Source organism: Paenibacillus sp. Marseille-Q4541, from assembly GCF_018310695.1.
GTDB lineage: Bacteria > Bacillota > Bacilli > Paenibacillales > Paenibacillaceae > Paenibacillus.
The window spans coordinates 1-20,780 of record NZ_JAGXCY010000027.1 but is presented as its reverse complement, the minus strand read 5'-3'; the positions used below and the strand labels follow the sequence as shown (position 1 = coordinate 20,780).

At 43.6% G+C, this 20,780-nt stretch carries 15 protein-coding genes; 11 read left to right on the top strand and 4 right to left on the bottom strand.

The genetic code is table 11. From position 1 onward, the window contains the following. The first annotated feature begins 45 nt into the window (after window positions 1-45). On the top strand, window positions 46-717 hold the full coding sequence (locus KFT32_RS20630; RefSeq protein WP_211749377.1) for an O-methyltransferase: 672 nt from the start codon (window positions 46-48) through the stop codon (window positions 715-717). A 153-nt stretch (window positions 718-870) separates the two neighbouring features. Here the strand turns inward: KFT32_RS20630 and KFT32_RS20625 are convergent, their stop codons facing one another. Together KFT32_RS20625 and KFT32_RS20620 are read right to left on the bottom strand one after the other, a co-directional pair. Then, entirely contained in the window at window positions 871-2,868 is a 1,998-nt protein-coding gene (locus KFT32_RS20625; protein WP_249436029.1) for an LTA synthase family protein, read from the bottom strand. Between the two features lie 195 nt (window positions 2,869-3,063). After that, a complete protein-coding gene (locus KFT32_RS20620) occupies window positions 3,064-4,209 on the bottom strand; it encodes a THUMP domain-containing class I SAM-dependent RNA methyltransferase (RefSeq protein WP_211749375.1) in 1,146 nt (381 codons plus the stop codon). Between the two features lie 231 nt (window positions 4,210-4,440). Here KFT32_RS20620 and KFT32_RS20615 point away from each other — a divergent pair, with 231 nt between their 5' ends. The 10 genes from KFT32_RS20615 (at window position 4,441) to KFT32_RS20570 (ending at window position 18,201) form a co-directional block, all read left to right on the top strand. Next, window positions 4,441-5,073 (top strand): O-methyltransferase, encoded by a 633-nt coding sequence (locus tag KFT32_RS20615; RefSeq protein WP_211749374.1) that lies wholly within the window; start codon window positions 4,441-4,443, stop codon window positions 5,071-5,073. A gap of 462 nt (window positions 5,074-5,535) precedes the next feature. After that, on the top strand, window positions 5,536-6,948 hold the full coding sequence (locus tag KFT32_RS20610) for an ABC transporter substrate-binding protein (RefSeq protein WP_211749373.1): 1,413 nt from the start codon (window positions 5,536-5,538) through the stop codon (window positions 6,946-6,948). A 32-nt stretch (window positions 6,949-6,980) separates the two neighbouring features. Then, window positions 6,981-9,980 carry an extracellular solute-binding protein gene (locus KFT32_RS20605; RefSeq protein ID WP_211749372.1) on the top strand — a complete coding sequence of 1,000 codons (3,000 nt, stop codon included), beginning with the start codon at window positions 6,981-6,983 and terminating at the stop codon, window positions 9,978-9,980. Then, window positions 9,967-10,875, top strand: coding sequence for a carbohydrate ABC transporter permease (locus KFT32_RS20600; protein WP_211749371.1), 909 nt, complete (start codon window positions 9,967-9,969; stop codon window positions 10,873-10,875). Before KFT32_RS20605 ends, KFT32_RS20600 begins: the two co-directional genes overlap by 14 nt. Window positions 10,876-10,881: 6 nt before the next feature. Continuing rightward, a complete protein-coding gene (locus KFT32_RS20595) occupies window positions 10,882-11,745 on the top strand; it encodes a carbohydrate ABC transporter permease (protein ID WP_211749370.1) in 864 nt (287 codons plus the stop codon). 11 nt (window positions 11,746-11,756) lie between these two features. Further along, entirely contained in the window at window positions 11,757-13,274 is a 1,518-nt protein-coding gene (locus KFT32_RS20590) for a hypothetical protein (protein WP_211749369.1), read from the top strand. Next, the gene (locus KFT32_RS20585) at window positions 13,271-13,888 is read left to right on the top strand and encodes a Yip1 family protein (protein ID WP_211749368.1); all 618 of its coding nucleotides are present in this window, start codon (window positions 13,271-13,273) and stop codon (window positions 13,886-13,888) included. The genes KFT32_RS20590 and KFT32_RS20585 overlap by 4 nt, the downstream gene beginning before the upstream one ends. 15 nt (window positions 13,889-13,903) lie before the next feature. Continuing rightward, entirely contained in the window at window positions 13,904-16,327 is a 2,424-nt protein-coding gene (locus tag KFT32_RS20580) for a DUF5696 domain-containing protein (RefSeq protein ID WP_211749367.1), read from the top strand. A gap of 3 nt (window positions 16,328-16,330) precedes the next feature. Then, window positions 16,331-17,206 carry a carbohydrate ABC transporter permease gene (locus KFT32_RS20575; RefSeq protein WP_211749366.1) on the top strand — a complete coding sequence of 292 codons (876 nt, stop codon included), beginning with the start codon at window positions 16,331-16,333 and terminating at the stop codon, window positions 17,204-17,206. A 2-nt stretch (window positions 17,207-17,208) separates the two neighbouring features. Continuing rightward, the gene (locus KFT32_RS20570) at window positions 17,209-18,201 is read left to right on the top strand and encodes a carbohydrate ABC transporter permease (protein ID WP_211749365.1); all 993 of its coding nucleotides are present in this window, start codon (window positions 17,209-17,211) and stop codon (window positions 18,199-18,201) included. A gap of 104 nt (window positions 18,202-18,305) precedes the next feature. Here KFT32_RS20570 and KFT32_RS20565 read toward each other — a convergent pair whose 3' ends face one another. Together KFT32_RS20565 and KFT32_RS20560 are read right to left on the bottom strand one after the other, a co-directional pair. Further along, the gene (locus tag KFT32_RS20565; protein ID WP_211749364.1) at window positions 18,306-19,220 is read right to left on the bottom strand and encodes an ArsR/SmtB family transcription factor; all 915 of its coding nucleotides are present in this window, start codon (window positions 19,218-19,220) and stop codon (window positions 18,306-18,308) included. A 176-nt stretch (window positions 19,221-19,396) separates the two neighbouring features. Next, window positions 19,397-20,617, bottom strand: coding sequence for an asparaginase (locus KFT32_RS20560; RefSeq protein WP_211749363.1), 1,221 nt, complete (start codon window positions 20,615-20,617; stop codon window positions 19,397-19,399). Window positions 20,618-20,780: the final 163 nt, after the last annotated feature.

Here is a 20,780-nt window from a genome sequence, read left to right as displayed (position 1 = left end):
ACAATAATAACGAAAGAACAAATGAATAGAGGAGAAGTGATCAAGATGAAAGAACAACAGAACACATGGGAACAGGTAGACCGTTATACTGAGGAGCTTTTGATTCCACACGATGAGGTGCTTGAGGCAGTGCTTTCTAATAATCAGCAGGCGGGACTTCCGGCTATCGATGTTTCTCCTAGCCAAGGGAAACTGCTGCAACTGCTTATCCAAATGAAGGGAGCAGCGCGAATACTGGAGATTGGAACGCTAGGTGCATACAGTACAATCTGGATGGCAAGAGCACTTCCTCAAGAAGGTAAGGTGGTTACCCTTGAGCTTGACCCGCATCATGCGGAAGTAGCCCGGCAGAATATTAGAGTGGCGCAATTGGAGGAGCGAATTGAAGTTCGAGTAGGAGATGCCCTGGATCAACTGGATGCGATGAAAAAAGAAGGCGTGTCATCCTTTGATTTTATTTTTATCGATGCCGACAAACCAAATAACCCACACTATTTAGAGTGGGCCCTTGAATTTGCACATCCAGGAACGGTAATTATCGGTGATAATGTCATTCGTGAAGGTAAGGTCATAGATGAGCATGAAGCAGATCCTCGTGTCATTGGGGTGAGAACGTTTTTGGAGCTGATGTCTAAAAAATCACGGATATCTGCTACTGTAGTGCAAACGGTCGGTGTGAAAGGGTACGATGGCTTTGTCCTTGGTATCGTTAACTAAAATGATACTCTCTATAGCAAGAGGGGCTGTCTTCGCAATATGTACGTGCAGTGAAGACAGCCCAGCTAAGCTAAAGAATGTTGCACGATAGCTAAAGTAAACGATCTGCAAACATGAAAGTAGTTAAACTAACATGTGTTGTTACAAGTTGTATTACGGCTTTGTTGAGCGAAGTTTATTGATCAAATTGTACGTAATAAGTTTGTCAGAAATGGACAATTCCATTTCGCTTTTTTCGTAGGATTCCTTGCATGCATTTATATCGGTTTTGTCACCAGTCGATGTGTCATAACAAGTTCCATTTTCAAACAAATGGTCTTCAGATGGAATGTATACCAGATCGCTTTTGGCGAAAGCACCGGTACGAAGTACGGTCATTCGTTTCTTAGTATTCAGCAAATCAGATCCCATGAGATAACGTTGATCAGTAGAGATACCGAGCAGATGTAGTACTGTAGGTGTAATATCGATTTGTCCTGCCGGTTCCAGATATACTCCGGCTTTATCATCGTCCGGAAGATGCAGGAGCAACGGGACCTGATTCATGATTTGATGCATTTCTAGATCGCTGATCGATCTACCGAGAAACGCTTCATAGTCTGCTTTTTCCTTGATAGAACTGTCGTGATCCCCATATACAAGAAACAGCGTTTCCTCCCAGAGACCTTCTTTTTCTAACCGTTCTACGAGTTCCCCCAGAGCAGCATCTGCATAATGGATAGACTGCAAGTAATCTCCCATCATCGTGCTAGTAAGTGGTCCAGTATCAAGCTCTTGTAAGGAGTCTGGCAGGACATAGGGATGGTGACTTGTAAGTGTGATCATAAAGGAATAAAAGGGCGATTTTTTAGTTGTTGTGTTCTCCTCAGTAAGATAATCGACTGATTGTTTGAAGAACGACTTGTCACCGAGCGACCAACCGACGGGTTCATCCATGATGTAATTATTTCGGTTTATAAATTCGTCGTATCCCATGTTGTTGTACATGGCATATCGGTTCCAGAAGCTGCTCTCATACGCATGAAAAGCAGATGTATAATAGCCCTCGTTCCCAAGAATCGAAGGGAGGGAATCATATGCATGATCTGGATAGCGAACAAATACGGAGCCTGTTGGCAGCGGGTACAGTGAAATGTTGGTGAGTAAATCAGCGTCAGATGTTCGTCCCTGTCCTGTTTGATGGTAGAAATTTTTGAAATAAAGGCTATCCTTCATTAAGCGATTAAAATGAGGAGTAATTTCTTCTCCGCCAATTTCTTTGCCAATTACAAAATTCATAAAAGCTTCCACCTGGACAATCATCACGTTTTTTCCTTTGTACTTACCGAACGTCTCAGCGGAAACCGCTGCTTTTGCCTCTTCCTGTTTGGCAGTAAAATACGCAGCAGTTTCGGAAAGTTCCTCATCAGATACCGCAGCTTGACTGGCCATACGTTCTTTGTTGTAGCGATAGACATCATAACCATGAAAAGCAAGTAGTCCTGTCACATTGTAAAGACTCATATTCCACCAGTTTCCTTCAAATATCCCTGTCGCCCAGGTTTTATTGTAATACTGAATGGGTCCAATGCAGAGTACGGTACCGAGAACCAAAGCCAGCACACTGTTCACGAATCTGTTTCGCACGGAAGGAAGATCTTGTACTTGACGATCCTTAGAGGAATACAGAGAAGTTCGGTTTTTTCTATTTTTAACAATGAGTCTTACAACCAGAAATAAGCCGATAAGTGCTAATAATACAATATCTACAAAAAACCAGAGATCACGGATATAAATAAGGGAACGGATGCTATCCCCCAGAGAGCCTACTTGTCCTGTCTGCATCAGAACGGGTACTGTAATGAAATCTCCAAAATAACGGTAATAGACGAGGTCGGCATAGATGATTCCTGTCAGTAGCAGATTTAACAAGGATAATGCCATCATTCTGAAACGAACGGGCAACCATAGTACCCAGAACGAAACAACCATCAAGGAGCCTATGGCAATGACGTTATCAAGCCGGCTCATATCAATATTTCTTGCATGCAGCTCATGATGAAAAAACTTAAGTTTTAGGGTCATGATGATGAGGAATAATAGATAAGGAAGATAACGCTGAAGCCATTTGTTTATATGTTCAAGTAACAGGGAATCTGAAAATTTAGGCAAGTAACACTCCTCCATTGTGCCTTAGTATTCCATTGGATAATAAATGTTCTGTCTCATTATATCGCCTCAGGTATCAAATATAAACGTCAGGTGTACTAAGAAAGGTTCAGCGGACTTTTAAGAATACTTTTCTTATTTGAAAAATAAAAAAAGGAGTAAACAAATCGTTTACTCCTTTTGTGCGTATTAAGCGTACTAAGATCTGCCTGGTCTTGGCGGCAGGGGCCCAAGGAATTGATAGAACTGAGTTTCAATCCGGCCGTTATACAATTTTCTGCGTTTGTCCGCTTTTTGGTTGAAATGTTTTTCAAACGACGAAGTGGAAGTAATGGCAAAAAAGGACCAACTAGGTACTTCTGCAGCTACTCTGCCCAGTGAGAAGATAAGCTTCTCTATTTCAGCTTGTTCACCAATCCGTTCTCCATAAGGAGGGTTAGTAATCAGGCATCCATAATCTCCTCTTAGGCGTACTCGGGAAACAGGAAGTACGTCGAGTTTGATTTCCTTCGCAAAACCTGCGCTTTTGACCGCTGCTTGTGCAACCTCAATCGCTTGCGGATCGATATCACTTCCCGCGATTTGCAGTGGAATATCATCTTTCACTTCATCGAATGCTTCTTCCCGAGCCTGGTCCCATACTTCGGTTGGAATAATAGGCCAGTGTTCCGAACTGAAAGAGCGGCGAAGTCCAGGTGCAATGTTCCAACCAATCATGGCAGCTTCAACGAGCAATGTTCCTGATCCGCAGAATGGATCATAGAATGGGCGATGCGGCCCCCATCTGCTTAGCTGAACAAGTGCTGCTGCCAGCGTTTCTTTCAAAGGAGCTTCTGTTACAAGCTTACGGTAACCGCGCTTATGAAGACCGGCACCGCTTGTATCGAGGGTTAACATGGCGATATCGTTCAGCAAGTGGACTTCAATCACGAAGCGGGCCCCGTCCTCAGGGAACCATTCGGTATGGTAAGTCTGTTTTAATTTTTCAACAATCGCCTTTTTGACAATCCCTTGTGAGGCAGGGACACTGGACAATTGTGACTTATGGGAACGTCCTTGTACGGGAAATTCACCATCTTGAGGGATCCATTCTTGCCAAGGCAGAGCTTTGGTTCCTTCAAACAACTCGTCGAACGTAGTTGCTTTGAATTCGCCCATCTTGATTAGAATCCGGTCAGCACTGCGCAACCATAGATTACATCTTGCGATATCAATAAAATCACCGGAGAATGTAACGCGCCCATTTTGGGTCGTTACATCGTTATAGCCGAGCAGTTTCAATTCTCTTGAAACGACAGCTTCTAGCCCCATTGGGGTCGTTGCAATTAATTGCAAAGGTTGCATAAAGAAATGTCAACTCCATCTGATTATCACTGCTGTTTCATAAAGGCCCTGCAGGATAATCTTTCTTATATTTGATCGTGTCCTTGCCTGTTTGAACTAGGACCAGTACAATGATATACGCACCTGCGTCTTTCGTCTAGCGTGGACAAAAACAAGGGTATATAAAACAAACACTTATTATAGAGCAATTGTGTCCATAAGGAAAGTAGATTGAAGGAGGAACATGAGGAATTGAATATACATCCTGACGAATATGTAAATGATTTATATGATGAGGATCTGCTTTTAACAGAAGTTATTCGTACAATTCAGGAAAGAGGAATGCCGGAAGTATCGGTTGCCCCTGCCTATGGTCGTCTGTTAACGTTTCTTGTACAAACATCTGGAGCAAAACAAATTGTTGAAATAGGGGCTCTTGGCGGTTATAGCGGAATTTGTTTGTCGAGAGGAATGTCTGAAGAAGGGCGACTCACTTCTCTTGAACTTAAGGAAGAATATGCAGCTCTTGCTCACTCGCAATTGACGAAAGCTGGGTATGGAGATAAGGTAGAGTACAAAATTGGCCCTGCGGCAGACAGTCTGGAACAACTGAAAATAGAAGGTAAGAAATTTGATTTCTTCTTTATTGATGCGGATAAAGAGAATTATCCGGTGTATCTTGAATATGCAATAGAGCTTGCTAATCCGGGAGCTGTTATTGTAGGTGACAACTGTTTTCTACGTGGCAGAACACTCAATACAGAGAAGAACGGGCCTTCCGTTCAAGCTGTTCGTAAATTCAATGAGCTCATCGCTACAGATGATCGACTCGTTAGCACGATGCTGCCGGCTTATGATGGACTCGCACTCGCTTATGTGAAATAAGAGGGAAGTATATGAAACGAAGATACTATATATGGTAATTTTCTTGACATGCTCTGAGATATAATTCAGGGCATGTTTTTTTGTGATTCTACATTTTCTACTCTTGACAAATAAGATATTTATCCGTAATAATTTGATTATTCAATTCGCATTTCTATTAACTGATAAACAAAATTGTGAAATTAATCCTCTAGGCTGATAATATACCTCTATATTTCGTCTGTTTCATTACAGATTCACATATGTATTAACTAATTCTCCAAAACATAAATTAAACCTTCCTACATGATAGATTACTTCCTGAATGCTATATCCATATGTTTATGTAAGCGCTTATATTTACTGTTTTCATTTATTTTCCTTTTTGAAGATCGAACGGGGGATTTAGTCTCATGCGTTTTTCAGCAGGCTGACTTCCATTCCGTCTTATATAATTATCCAATTTTTTAAGGAGGGGTTGTCATGAGAAAAAGATTTATGGTATTGCTTTTGCTTGTAATGGTATTTGCCATGATTACGGCATGTTCCGGCGGTGCTACGCCAGAAGCAGGCACTGGAGACACAGAAACCGTTACTCCAAATGATCAAGTTGGAGAAGGGTCAGGCACTGAAAAAGAGCCTGAAACAGAGGAGGATTTGCTTCCAGCTTCTACTCTTGATCCCAATATGTCAGGGGAATTTACATATTGGACATTTATTGATGACAAAGTAGAGTCCAAAAATCTGCAGGAGGCTTTTAACAAAGTCTATCCCAATATCAAAATGAAGACGGTTTACGTTCCTTTTGGTGATCTGCACGACAAACTTCAGACAACACTTGCCGCTGGGAAAGGTGCTCCTGACGTAGCACTTGTAGAGCAGGGCCAATTCCCGAGATACAGTACAACGAACGTGCTTGTGGACTTGCTCGAACAGCCTTATGACGCAGGGAAATACAAAGACCTTGTATCTGAATATAACTGGAACCGCTGGTCTTCCATTGATGGTACGAAACTACTTGGTATGCCATGGGATGTTACTCCGGCAGTGACTTATTATCGAGCCGATATTTTTGAAGAGTTGGGTCTTCCATCTGACCCGGAAGAGCTCGGTGAATACATCCAGGATCCTGAGAATTTTTTCACCCTTGCCCAAATATTGAAAGCAAACGGTAAGTATGCAATGGAGTGGAGAGATTCTCCGGTTCACTGGTACGGTGATTCTCTTGGATATTTTGATAAGGATTTGAACTATGTCCGGAACACGGATGATTTTATTCAGTACTTAGACATCAGCAAACGTGTAAATCAGCTGAAGATTGCTCCGCATGACGGCATCCTCAGTGACAAAGGAAAGCAACGTGTTAAAAAAGGCGAATCTCCAATGTATGTTACGGGTACTTACGGTGCAAGAGATCTCAAGCTGAATTTCCCAGAACAAAAAGGGAAGTGGAGAACGACGAATATGCCATTTGGCCTCAACTTGGGTCAAGGAGGGTCCACCTTTGTACTTCCTGCTCAGAGTCAAAATAAGGACGCAGCCTGGGCTTTTATTGAATGGGCCACGACGACCGAAGAAGCATGGAAGGTTTGGGTGAACCAATCCATTCAGCCTGACTGGAAAAATATCACGGGTAAAGACTGGTATGTGTCACACACGAATGAATATCTCGGAGGGCAGGAAGACCAGAAATTCTATACATCACTAAGTGAGAAAATTCCGGTTCGTAGATATACGCCGCTTGATGGTTTGGCGTGGCCGATCTGGCTCGACGGAGTGCTGAAGGCGATCGACAAAAATATTGACTCCAAGACTGCCATTCAGCAGACGGCCGAGAACGTAGAGAAGAAGCTGAAAGCCGATAAGGAGAAATTGCTCAAGCAGATGAATCCGTAAGAGGTAGGTAGCAGGCGAGGGGGGATTCCTCCTTGCCTGTAACGGATAACGAACTTGCAAAAGGAGGTATTTCATACGTGGTTCGCTGGCTGCTTCGATATAAAATAACGCTCTTAGTCATTGTGGCTGCAGCTCTTTTCTTTATTTGGTGGAATGACTCGAGAGGGTATGACGATGATGCAATGGCCCATATCCCTGTTTTGACAGGGGTTCAGCAAACTTCCATTCTGGAGCAGGAAGATGCGGGAAGCAAACTTGAATCCTCGTATTTGGATTACATACAAGAGTTCAGTGACGATGGAGCCGAAGATACGGGTAGCTTTGAGATTAAGCTACACTCTACCGAAGCAGTTAAGACGAGTAATAAGGGTACGGAATTGACGGACGGACTTGGAGATCAGTCAGGATCTGTACTTGCACTGACAACAGAGAATAGCTGGAGTGAATATAGATTTGAAGTTCCTGAAGATGGTTTCTACCAGATGGGAATGGACTATTATGCGCTACCAGGAAAACGTTCTTCGATAGTGAGAAGTATTCAGGTTGATGGAAAGTACCCTTTTTATCAGGCTCGCAAACTTGAATTTCAGCGAATGTGGTCTGAATCGGGTGAACCGTGGCTTGATAATCAAGGCAATGAATTTAATCCTGCGCGTAAAGAAGTGAGCGGATGGCAATATCGAGACTTTCAGGATCCGGAAGCGAAAACATACGAACCGCTGCGGTTTTATCTGACTAAAGGGGAACACACATTACGAATTACGAACGTAAGAGAACCGGCTGCAATGGGGAATATTTACATCCATTCTCCAGAGACGATTCCTACTTATGAGGAAGTACAAAAGAATTATGCAGAACAAGGCTACAACCAGACTAAAGAAGTTTTGATTAAGGTACAGGCTGAAGAATCTTCTTTACGTTCGGATCCGACTTTGAAAAGAATTGAGGACCGAGAGCCGGCAACAGAACCCTATAACAAGAATGCGATCACACTAAATGTGTTCGGTGGGGCAAGCTGGCGCAATGGCGGACAGTGGGCTGAGTGGGAGATTGAGGTACCGGAGAGCGGACTCTATGAAATAGGAGCACGCTATGGACAATGGTTTCTGAATGGAATCCCGGTAGAGAGAAAAGTGACCATTGATGGAAAAATTCCATTCCGCGAAATGAACGGCGTTTCCTTTCCTTATAAACAGGAGTTTCAGATTGCAAAGTTTGGTACGGAGGAGGAACCGTATCAATTTTATTTGGAGAAAGGCAATCATACTTTGCGGATGGAGGTTCAAGTAGGTGCGCTCGGAGGAATACTGGAAGACGTCACGGGAACAACACGCAAGATGTCCCTATTTGGTCGTGAGGTTATCCAGGTAACGGGCACAAACCCTGACCCGAACGGGGATTGGGAGCTTGAGCGGAACATCGAAAATCTCGTGCCACGGCTTCAGCTGATGGCTCGTACTTTTGATGATACGATCAAGGCGCTATATGATCTTGGTGTTACGAAAGGCAGTTCAGAAGTAAGCACTCTCTATGAAGCTAGGGATGTACTGCTCAGCATGGCAGAAGATACCCGCACAATACCAGGAAGAATGCAGCAATTTAATGATTTGCAGGCTTCTCTTGGTACATGGGTTAACTCGCTAAGTAAGCAGAGCCTTCTGCTGGATTATCTCATCGTAAAGTCAGTCGATCAGGAATGGCCAGTGCCAAGTGCAGGCTGGGTGAAACGAACGGGAACCATGCTTTATGATTTTGCACAGTCGTTTACGAAAGACTACGGCGGTATAGGCAATGTTTATGAGGGAGAAGAGGTTCTTGAAGTATGGGTGGCTAGAGGACGGGACTGGGTAGACATCATCAAGCAGATGATTGATGAAGATTTCACCCCAGAGACCGGGATTAAGGTCAATGTGAACGTTATACCTGCTCAGCAGATGCAGGTTCTGCTTCTTGCGAGTACTTCGGGAATTGCTCCGGACGTAGCGCTGGGGGTTGAAGGTGAAGTGCCGATAGACTATGCAGTCAGAAACGGTCTTATGAATCTGCAGGATTATCCAGATTACGAAGAGGTTGCGGCCAGGTTTAGGCCAGGTGCACTTATTCCTTATGAATACAATGGAGGAAGCTTCGCGCTACCAGAAAATCAAAACTTTAATATGCTGTTTTACCGCAAGGATATTATGGAAGAACTTGGTTACTCGGAAGAAGATATGCCAGATACGTGGGAAGAGGTTATGGATCTCATTCCTATTTTACAGCAAAACGGGATGGACTTCTTTTATCCACATGCCCCTAACAATCCTGCGCTGGCCATCAACGAATTTGCTCCTTTCTTGTTCCAACATGGTGGTGAGTTCTATCGGGAGGATGGGAAGTTATCCAATCTCGATTCGCCGGAAGCGATGGATGCTTTCAAGATGTGGACGGGACTCTTTACAAACTACAAAATTCAGAAACAGGCAGATTTCTATAACCGGTTCCGATCTGGTGAAATGCCAATTGGGGTTGCCGATTACTCAACGTATGTCCTGTTGTCTACAGCCGCTCCTGAGTTAACTGGATGGTGGGGGATGAAGCCGATGCCAGGAATGAAAGAAGCGGATGGTCAAATAAATCGTTCTACGGGCGGACTTGCGCAGACTGGAATGATCTTTAAAGATACGGAGATGAAAGAGGAATCCTGGGAGTTTCTTAAATGGTGGACTTCGGCAGATGCACAAGAACGATTTGGATCTGAACTTGAGGCACTGCTTGGGGTAGAAGCCAGATGGAACACAGCAAATGTGGAAGCGCTTAAGCGACTTCCTTGGCAAGAGAACGACATTCATGCCATTTTGGAGCAGTGGGAATGGTTCAAAGAGCGTGAAGTTGTTATCGGAGGATATTATACAACAAGACATATCGCTAACATATGGAACGAAATCGTTCTGAACGGCAAAATTACCCGCGAAGCCGTGGAAGAGGGAGTCCGCGAAATTGATAAGGAACTGCGGAAGAAAAGGGAGGAGTTTGGTTTAGATGATGACTCATAATCGCTCCACGCTCTGGCGGGAAATAAAAAAGAATCGGGTGTCCTATTATTTCCTTGCCCCGTTTCTGATCCTGTTTACTCTTTTTACTATCGTTCCCGTGGTCACTTCCATCGGTCTTAGCTTCACTTATTACAATATTCTGGAACCGCCGAAGTTCATTGGTTTATCTAATTACCGGTTGCTGTTTGTTGACGATGATATTTTCCTCAAGGCGATCGGTATCACTTTGAAATTTGCATTCATAACCGGACCCGTGGGGTACGTCATGGCATTCCTGCTGGCCTGGCTTATCAGTCAAATTCCGCAGAAATATCGTTTTTTCTACACTCTTTGTTTCTATACTCCATCCATCACGAGCGCGACTGCGATGTCGGTAGTATGGCTCTATCTGTTCGCCGGGGATCGGAGAGGACTGATCAATTATTATGCTAGCAAACTTGGGATCATCGATGAACCGTATTTATTTTTACAAAATGTACATTCGATTGTACCCGTCATTATTATTGTGTCCCTGTGGATGTCTATGGGGGTCGGATTTCTAGCGTTTCTCGCTGGTCTTCAGAATGTTCCGAAGGATTTGTACGAAGCAGGTTCCATTGATGGAATAAGGTTCCGCTGGCAGCAACTTTGGTATATTACGCTTCCTTCTGTGAAACCACAGCTTTTATTCGGAGCCGTACTTCAGGTTGTGAGTTCCCTGACGGTATTTGATGTGAGTGTCCAGTTGGTAGGTTTGCCAAGCCCACTTTACGCAGGGCATACCATTCTTGCGCATTTGTTTGATTATGCTTTTATCAAGTTTGAAATGGGATATGCTGCAGCCATTGCCGTCGTGCTCTTCTTCATGATGATCGGTCTGAACCGACTGATTTTTAACTGGCTGGGAAAGGACTGATTAGTTATGTTTGGCACATACCGAGGCAAGAAAACGGATGTTGGTGGCATTGTGTTATACGTATGTCTGACGTTACTCGGACTGCTTATGCTGGCTCCGCTCGTTTATATGATTTCTTCGGCGTTTAAGCCGGTCAGTGAATTGTTCTTGTTTCCTCCCCGTTTTTTTGTAAATAATCCAACCCTGCTAAATTTCAGGGATTTGCTATTAGTTACAGGCACGACATCGGTTCCTTTTTCTCGTTACATTTTTAACAGTCTATTTATCAGTATTTGTATCGTGTTTTTCGGCGTTATGATATCGGCTATGGCAGCGTATCCCCTTGCAAAACATAACATGCCTTTCCGGGGAGCCATTTTTAACATGGTCGTGCTTGCTCTTATGTTCTCGCCCCTTGTCGTGCAAATACCTCAATATTTGCTTGTGAGCAAGCTGGGACTAATCAATACGTACTGGGCACTCATCCTCCCTTATCTGGCAGCGCCAATGGGGATGTTCCTAATGACGCAGTTCCTACGTCAGCTGCCCGACGCTCTTCTTGAAGCAGCACGAATGGATGGGGCTTCGGAATGGAAAGTGTTTATGAGTGTTGTCCTTCCGATGCTTAAGCCGGCGATTGCTACCTTTGCTTTATTCAGTTTTATTTCCGCGTGGAATGATCCTTATCCGGCTATGGTTTATACAACAGAAGAAGACATGAAGTCTTTACCGCTTGCTATCCAGACGATCAGCGGGGGAGCTGGCGTTGTTGCCAGAGTAGGGACGCTCGCAGCCGCCTCCTTGCTTATGATTATTCCGACCATTCTCGTTTTTATCATTACACAGCGAATGGTACTCCAAACCATGGCCCACTCAGGGCTAAAGGAATAGGGGGGGAGCATATGAAACGTTGGCTGCGAAATGGATGTTTATTATGTGCAGTGCTCCTTTGCTTTGTATTGTGCGCGCCTTCCTTCTCTTACGCAGACGCACCTTATGATGGTTATACAGAAAATACACATGGTGATCGTGTACACTCCATCAACGGGTATTTGTATGATCGTTCCATTGAAGGGGTTGAACTGGAATCAGGTCCGCTGAATGCACCAGAAGATATTTTTGTAGGAACCGATGATTCTCTTTACATCGTGGATACCGGTAACAGCCGGATTGTGCATCTCTCCGAAGATGGCAAGCTGAAACAAGTGATGGGCGTAGAAGAAGGGAAAGGGAAATTAAACGAACCGAAAGGTGTGTTTGTTACCGAAGACGGTACCATTTATGTAGCGGATACCAAAAATCAGCGAATTGTCGTTTTTAATGCAGAAGGTACTTATCTGCGAGAGTTTGCAAAACCAGAAAGCCCGCTGCTTGGTGCAGGTTTTTCCTATTCTCCTTCCAAGCTACTGGTAGATAAACGCGGTTATATGTTTGTCGTGAGTGACGGAAATACGCAGGGGCTCATCCAAATTGATCCGAATGGGCAGTTTAGAGGATTCTATGGGGCCAATCATATCGGATTCAGCTGGAGCAGATTGTTTATACGGATGCTGGCAACCGATGAACAGAAGGCGAAACTTGCAACTACCAAACCGCTCGAATTCTCGAACGCAGTGCAGGATAAGGAAGGGTTTATTTATACAACAACGCTCGGCACTGTGACTAATCAGATTAAACGATTATCTCCTGTTGGAGTGGATACGCTTGGCTCAGGAGCTAAGGTATATGGAGATCCTTCTTTTCAGAAAGGAGATTCCATTCCAGCTTTTATTGATATTACGGTAGATCAGAACGGGGTTATGACGGCATTAGATTTATTAAACAGCAAAATTTATCAATACGACAAATTAGGAACGTTGCTATTTGTATTTGGCGGACTGGGAGAACAAAATGGTTTGTTTGTTACGCCGTCAAGTATTGCGCAGTCAAGTAAAGGTACGATTTATGTGGTGGATAAAGGAAGGAATCGGGTTGATCTGTTCCGTACCACTCCTTTTGCTGACACCGTTCATGCTGCTTCGAAGCTGTACGTTGACGGAAGGTATGAAGAAGCAGAAGGTCTCTGGCAGCAAGTATTGCAGCAAAATGGAAACTTCGATCTTGCTTACTTTGCGATTGGCAAGTCTCTCTACAAGGCACAGCGCTACAAGGATGCGATGAGTTATTTTAAACTGGCTGGCGCCCGGGGAGAATACTCCGATGCATTTCATGAATACCGCAAAGAATGGATCAGGGAATATTTTGCTTGGATCAGCGGAGGGGTCATCGTTCTATTGCTAATATTGCGTTATCTAGCACCTAGATTAATAAGAGGTATATTACGAAAAGTTCGTGCTAATAAGAGCAGTGAAGAGAACGAAACGTTTACACTTTCTCGCCTTCCTGGAGATCACACAATGAAAGGGGGCCAGGCAAAATGAGAACAACAGCGCAAATGATGTTTGGTGTACTAAGGCATCCCTTTGATTTTTTCGAGGAGATACAAAAACCGAATCGTATTCGGTGGCGTGATGCGATCATCGTGGTGCTTCTAGCATATGTAGCTCGAATGTTGTCTCTTGTACTGACAGGATACGCATTTGAAACTAGGGAGCCCTATGAAATTTCATACTTTCATGAGTTTGTCTGGATTGTCGTACCCTGGTTTACCTGGTGTGTATCCAACTGGGGAGTGAGCGCCATTCTTGATGGAGAAGGAAAATTCAAGGAAGTGGTTGTGGGAAGCGCCTTTGCACTCGTACCCTACACACTCTTCATTGTACCGATTACGTTGCTTACCTTTGTATTTTCACTGCAAGAGTATTCTACGTATTCTTTTCTAGTGAATGCAGTGCTCGTATGGACGGTATGGCTATTGCTGCTCAAAGTGAAAAAAATTCATGATTTTGAATTTGGAAAGCTGGTATTTATTACGCTGCTTAGTATGATCGGAATCGCGATATTGTGGTTTATCGGCATACTTATGTTTGGTCTGATCAATCAGCTCATTCAATTCATTATTGAATTGTTTAGAGAAATGAACTTCCGAAGGTAGGTGTTAATCATGCGGATGAAAAGCAAATGGACATTTTTTCTTGCTCTGGTGCTTTGGTTCAGCTCGAATCCCTACTTCGGTTCAGCGGCAGGCCAGTCCAACCAAACGAGTACAGAATGGAAAGGTTCCATTCAGCTCGCCTTAGAAGATACGAAGACGACTTCAGAGGAGATGGATACTGAATCTATCGAGGATGCAGCGGTGCAGGGAGCCGAACAGGCAGAAAAAATAGAGGAACCGGGTGAAGTTACAGGAGATGTGAGTGCAGCGGACGAAGGGGAAGTTTCTGCTGGAACAGGGAAGGTTCAACCAATTTTGTCTCTCGGACCTTATCCGATTTCAGCAACAAAGAAAGTGACGGAGAATGAGAAGCTCGAACTTTATATTGATGAGAAAACAGGAAACATCAGGCTAATCGATAAAATTACAGGCAAAGAATGGCTTGGGGCACCTCAAGTAGATCGAACGACAATGCCTAACAACAAGAAATATATGGACTCACCACTTCATATTAAATACACCGAGGGAGCCGATACGGTTCAGACACACACGTTAAAAGAAAAAGAAAATGAACTGACCATTGAATATACGGAGCAAGGAGCTAAATTGCACTTCTTGCTGTCCGTAGAAAAACTCGAGATTTCTATGGAGTACAGACTTCTGGATAGCGGACTTGAAGTGGTTATACCAGAAGAATCTATCAAAGAAACGGGTACTGCACGCATTGTAAGTCTTGAACCGCTGCCTTTCTTTAATGCAGCTAGTGGTCAAGATAAAGGTGCGCTTTTTATTCCGGATGGCTCAGGAGCACTGATTGAATATAAAAAGGATCATCCGATGTTTTATTCCGGTTATTCGGAATATGTCTACGGCAGTGATCCGATTTATGTTAGCGCGGGGCATTCCAGTATCGATGCGAATTCACGTAAAGTAAATCCCCCCAAGGAAAATATTGCGATGCCGGTATTTGGAAATTACCGCGAAGATGTCGGCTTTCTAGGGATCGTGACCGAAGGCGATTATGATGCCAAAATTAATGCTACACCTTCCGGCATTCGAAACATCCCGCTGTACAGGGTGTCTTCCGAATTTGTATACCGGAAAGATGACGTCATTTTTATCGGATCCTCGGGTCAGATTCCTTTTTATCAAGGAGAACGCATTCCAGGAGAAAGACGTGCCCAGTATGTATTACTGCAAGGTGAAGATGCCGATTACGTAGGGATGGCGAAAGCTTATCGTGAGTATTTGACTTCAAGTAAAGGTGTTACACCGATTACCGAAGATGCCTCAACCATGTCGATTCGTTTGGTTGGAGGGATTACGCGAGATGAAATTATCGGGAAAACATTTATCGAGATGACTACCTTCCGCGAGGCACAGGAGATGATTGACCATTTTGCTAAAGAGGGTATGACGAATCTGAGAATTACGCTCGAGGGATATGGTAAGGACGGATTATACGGAGATCAACCGAAACATTTTCCTATCTCTAAAAAGCTCGGAGGAGAAAAGGATCTCCAAGAGCTTACCGCTTATGCGAAGGGTCATGGCATTAATCTATATGTAGAAGCCAACTATGCTCGCGCTTTTGAAGACAGTGGGGGTATTCGTAAAAATAAAGACGGCATCAGAGGGATGGATCGTGAGCTTGCTGTAAGCTCAGGTTATGAGGTGTCCAGTGGTTGGAATGATAACAGTGAAATATTTTACTGGCTCAAACCGGATCGAATCATTGAGAAATATGTAAATAAGGAAAAAGACAAATTCAAAAAGTTAGGTGTTGCAGGAATTCAGTTTGCCTACTGGGGAGAAACACTTTTTTCGGATCTCGATCCAAAAAGCATTTCTACAAGACAGAGCATTGCGGAAAAATGGATCAATGCGGTTGATACGGTACGCGCGGCAGAACTTCAAACAGGAGTAAGTTACGGGAATGCTTATACTTATGGACATATCGACAACATTGATCATGCCCCGCTGGATTCCAGTCATTTTATTTTTTCAGATGAAACGGTTCCTTTTTACCAAATTGTACTTCGGGGTCTCATTCCTTACACTGCAAGTCCAACTAATCTGAGAGACGATGCGGTAATGGAAAAGCTTCGTATGATTGAATACGGGGCACTGCCAAGTATGCGACTGACGTATCAGCCTACGAGCCAATTGCAGCGGACGATGGAAGATGAGCTGTGGAGCTCGGAATATACTTACTGGACGACAGTGGCAGCAGAAGAATTTGGTCAGCTGCAGGAGCTCTATCAGCATTTGGATGGAGCAGCAATAACAGATCACAATGAAATCGAAAGCCAAGTATATGTAACGACCTACAGTAATGGGACATCGGTTTATGTTAATTATAGTACAAAGTCATTTGAGGCGGATGGAGTGGATGTACCTGCGCTCGGATACGCCGTGCATGAAGGAGGGGGAGCATAAGGTATGTGGAAATCGAAGCTCTCCATGCGAGGCAGACATATTTTAGAGGGGTATGGATTTATTTCTATATGGATTATTGGATTTATCCTGTTTATGGCTTATCCCTTAGGCCAGTCCTTTTATTATTCCTTAAATAATCTGACCGTCACAGAAAAAGGGCTGGTTGCTGAGTATACCGGTTTTACGAATTATCGGGCAGCTTTTACGACAGATGTTGATTTTTTACCCTTATTACAAAAAACAATGACCACTATGCTGACACAGGTACCGCTCATTTTGATCTTTGCCATGTTTAGTGCGCTGCTGCTTAATCGGAATTTTAAAGGAAGAGTCATCTTTCGAGGAATTTTCTTTCTGCCTGTTATTATTGCATCCGGTGCCATATTAAGAGAACTTCTGGAGCAAGGGGCAGCTCAGCTACCCATTTTTTATCAGTACGGATTGTTTGGGATGCTGAATGATTTTATTCCAGGTGCCCTACTTGGTCCCTTATTGCAATATGCTGATTCTCTTACCTTGGTCATGTGGGATGCAGGAGTGCAGATTCTCATCTTTATTGCTGGACTTCAGACGATATCTCCTTCGCTATATGAAGCAGCTAAATGTGACGGAGCTACGAAATGGGAGTCCTTCTGGAAGATTACTTTCCCGATGATCATGCCAATGATATTCGTAAACACACTCTACAGTGTGGTGAACTCTTTTACCAAAACGGACAATTACATCATGAATCACATTATGAACAATGTGTTTAAGTCCAATAACTATGCTTATGGTTCCGCCATGGGCTGGATTTATTTCGTTGTTATTTCAATCGTGCTTGCCTTGATCTTTTTCTTATTTCGAAAAAGTTTGCTGCAGATGGAAGGGAGGGCGTAGCCATGTTCAAATCGGTTATTCAAAGACTGACGCTGCCTTCTGAAGTTGCATCTGATAAGCAGCAGCTAGGTTGGCAAATTCGTACGGTACGAAAGTCAGGCCAAACCATCAAAGGGATTTTATTCTATCTCACCATCTTAAGTTTGTCCTTTGTATTTATGTACCCGTTACTTTATATGGTGTCCAAGTCGCTCATGCGGCCTCAGGATATTGCTGACGCGACGATTCGATGGATTCCCAAGGAGTTTAGCTTAATTAATTACAGTATTGCGATGCAGGAAATTAATTTTTGGCGAGGACTGCTGAATAGCACGATCATTTCGTTTGGTAGTGCTGTATTGCAAGTATTAAGTTGTTCTCTCGTCGGGTACGGTTTTGCTCGTTATCGTTTTCCAGGGCAAGCCTTTTGGATGGCGCTCGTCGTTTTTACATTCCTGGTTCCACCGCAAACGATTGTAGTTCCTTTGTTCACGTTTTTTCTAGATCTGGGATGGGTGAACACACATTTACCATTTATCGTACCTTCCGCTCTGGGGCATGGACTGAAGGGAGCACTGTTTGTTCTTATCTTCGTTCAGTTCTATCGTAGACTCCCTTCCGTATTTGAGGAGGCAGCGCGTATCGATGGGGCGGGCGCATTTCGGACGTACTGGACCATCATGTTTCCATTAGCCAAACCAGCCATGCTTGTTGTATTCCTATTTTCCGTGGTATGGCACTGGAACGATTTGTTTCAACCGAATATGTATTTGCTGGTACCTGAATATTTTAATTTGGCCCAAAACATGGCGTTGTTTAATGGAAATGCCAATCTTGAATTTCAACAGGCAACTCAAAACATTTCTGCTAGTAGTGCCATTGGGCTTGCACCAACGCTGCAAAATCAAATCATGGCAGCGGCAGTACTCACGCTGCTTCCTGTCCTCATTCTTTATATGTTTACACAGCGATATTTTGTGGAGAGTGTGGAACGAAGCGGGATTGCAGGGGAGTAATTAAATTTCATGCAAAATCGCTGTGCTTGAATATCATATGGCAAACAACCAAAAGCAAATCCCATCCCCAGGCTTCACATCGCCGGGAGATGGGATTTGCTTTTTTATATATCTATTTTTTCATAATATAGTTTAAACACCAGATCTTGATTGTAATTTCCAAAGCCTGTTCCAAACAAGGTGGCTCCTCCGATATGTTCAGCATCTTCCTCAACCGCGATTCGAAAAGTCCATTGTTTAGCCCGAATATTCACGTCGTCCAGTGTAATGTCTGAGATTTGCTGACCATCAATGAACGTACCCTGGTTGTTAATGCGGAGTACCTTATACAGACCATACTGATTAATTTCGTCCCACCACCACTCGGGTGTGAACTTGCCGCGTGATCCTCCAAAATCTCCTGGACTGGTCCAGATGCCAAGGCGTACTCCGTTGAAGAAGAAGGAGATATCAGATGGCCAATTATCATTAGCAGAAGGGGCCTCTGATGAAATTTCGAAGGATATTTCAAGTTCCGTTGGTTGCTCACTCTTTAATACAAAATTGGCGGTTCGATATTCCACATACCCTTTCGTAAACCACAAGATCTTGGCGTTGACTCTGTCTGCATCTAGAAAATACCTTGGCTCATCAAACATACCGATTACTTTTGTCGTTGTTGCGAGACCACAGGTAGGTTCAACTACGAAATCACTATAATGACCTATAGAAACGCTGTATTCATGAAAACTGCGGCGTGTTCTCTCCTTTTGAGGGAAGATGATTTCAATACCATCTGTATTCAGCGTACACATTTTCCTAGTACCATTCTGACCTGCTACTAGAGTGGAGGTAATAATATCTGCTTTTTCTAGCTTTTTGACATGCATCGTCATGATGGCGCTGCTTAGATTCAGGGCTTGCGCAAGATCCTTCACGTTCATATCTTGATGTGACAGTAGTTCGATGATTCTCAGTCTGACATCACTTGCGAGTGCTTCATACACGGGCAGATAAACTTCATTTGTGTTGATGATCATGAAATCGTAATCTCCTTCGGCCAATTGTCACTATAGGATAGTAATGGAATCTAGGATTAATTATATTATAAATCGGAAAAGGTGACCATGATGAGGGATTCACGTAACAAAACCGTCAGGCGATATGCCAGACGGTTTTGTTTATTATTCATAAGAGATAAGAGCAAGTGGTATAATTAAACTTCCGGTTTGCCGTATGTACTGAACCATTCTTTCATCGTATCAAAATCGTCACTAAAAGACAGAGATAATAGCAGGAGGATACGGGCTTGTTGTGCACTGAGATTATCTCCAGAAATGACACCTTCTCCTTCGCTGTAAACACTGCCAGAACCCGTGCGGGTCGTAGTAACGAATACCACGCCGTCCTTAATTGCTTCGTTTCTTTCCGAACTCATTGCTCTTGAGATTCCACCAGCACCTGTTCCGGAAGTAACGATTCCTGTCGCTCCGTCCGCTACAAAACCTTTAATTGCTCCGCTGCCTGCTTCTTGATAGGAAATGGCGATTTCCACCTTAGTACCCTCTAGTTTTTGTTTCGATATCTTACTGAGATCAAAAACTGGCTTTAGAGTACCTTCTGACTCGGTTGCCCGGGCAGGGGCACGATATATGCGGATATGATCTCCATCAATGTATCCAACTGCACCAAGCATGGGTGTTTCAAACGTATCCGTGCGGTAATCATTAGTTTTGGTTACTCCTCTTGCTAAGTGAATGGTATCATTCAGCATGAGTACGGTACCAAAGGAAGTCGTACGTTCACTTGCAGCAAGTTTGATGGCGTTGAATAGATTTGCCTTTGCGTCAGAACCGATTACAGTCCAGGGACGCATGGAACCTGTAATAATAACGGGTTTGTCACTTTGAACAGTAAGGTCAAGGAAATAAGCGATTTCTTCCATTGTATCTGTTCCTGTGGTTACTACGACACTATCATAGGTTTCAAGGGCTTTATCGACCGACAAGGACAAGTCATATAGATCACCCATGGAGTATGCGGAGGAACCGGAATTGCCGAACTGAAGCGTATTTACATCGGCTACCTTATTCATATTAGGAAGAGAACCTACCATATCAGCGATTGGTAGGGAACCTGCTTTGTAATCAAGAAAGCTAGTCTCATCTGTTGATTGCCCTGCAATCGTACCACCGGTACCAATGACAAGAACATTAGGCAAAGCCTCGGTCTGTGCTGCTGAGGATATAGGAGGGATTGTTGTGTTTCTGACAGGTGCGGTGGATTGTACAGGTGAAGTTATTCCGGAGACCGTTGTCGCAGCGCTTGCTGATGAAGAGAAAGGGGCTAGTGTAAGGGTAAGTAGGGTGAGAGCGGCCGTACTCCAGAGAACGAAATGGCGGCGGGGAGGAAGATTTGGGCTTGTGTAAGATTTCATACAGTTCCACTCCTTGGTAAGGTGATTTTTGGATATGTCGTTGAACTGTATTCTATTTGATGTTAGATTATTTTACAAATATAGAAATTCATAGAGTAAGCGCTATTAATTAAAGAATATTAGAGATATATAGCGATTATCTATTATATTTAAACAAATAAAA

Bases quoted from the DNA above. Each gene is read 5' to 3' on its own strand.
- KFT32_RS20630 (WP_211749377.1), top strand. From the start codon at position 46: ATGAAAGAACAACAGAACACATGGGAACAGGTAGACCGTTATACTGAG.
- KFT32_RS20620 (WP_211749375.1), bottom strand. From the start codon at position 4,209: ATGCAACCTTTGCAATTAATTGCAACGACCCCAATGGGGCTAGAAGCT.
- KFT32_RS20610 (WP_211749373.1), top strand. From the start codon at position 5,536: ATGAGAAAAAGATTTATGGTATTGCTTTTGCTTGTAATGGTATTTGCC.
- KFT32_RS20600 (WP_211749371.1), top strand. From the start codon at position 9,967: ATGATGACTCATAATCGCTCCACGCTCTGGCGGGAAATAAAAAAGAAT.
- KFT32_RS20595 (WP_211749370.1), top strand. From the start codon at position 10,882: ATGTTTGGCACATACCGAGGCAAGAAAACGGATGTTGGTGGCATTGTG.
- KFT32_RS20590 (WP_211749369.1), top strand. From the start codon at position 11,757: ATGAAACGTTGGCTGCGAAATGGATGTTTATTATGTGCAGTGCTCCTT.
- KFT32_RS20585 (WP_211749368.1), top strand. From the start codon at position 13,271: ATGAGAACAACAGCGCAAATGATGTTTGGTGTACTAAGGCATCCCTTT.
- KFT32_RS20580 (WP_211749367.1), top strand. From the start codon at position 13,904: ATGAAAAGCAAATGGACATTTTTTCTTGCTCTGGTGCTTTGGTTCAGC.
- KFT32_RS20575 (WP_211749366.1), top strand. From the start codon at position 16,331: ATGTGGAAATCGAAGCTCTCCATGCGAGGCAGACATATTTTAGAGGGG.
- KFT32_RS20570 (WP_211749365.1), top strand. From the start codon at position 17,209: ATGTTCAAATCGGTTATTCAAAGACTGACGCTGCCTTCTGAAGTTGCA.
- KFT32_RS20565 (WP_211749364.1), bottom strand. From the start codon at position 19,220: ATGATCATCAACACAAATGAAGTTTATCTGCCCGTGTATGAAGCACTC.
- KFT32_RS20560 (WP_211749363.1), bottom strand. From the start codon at position 20,617: ATGAAATCTTACACAAGCCCAAATCTTCCTCCCCGCCGCCATTTCGTT.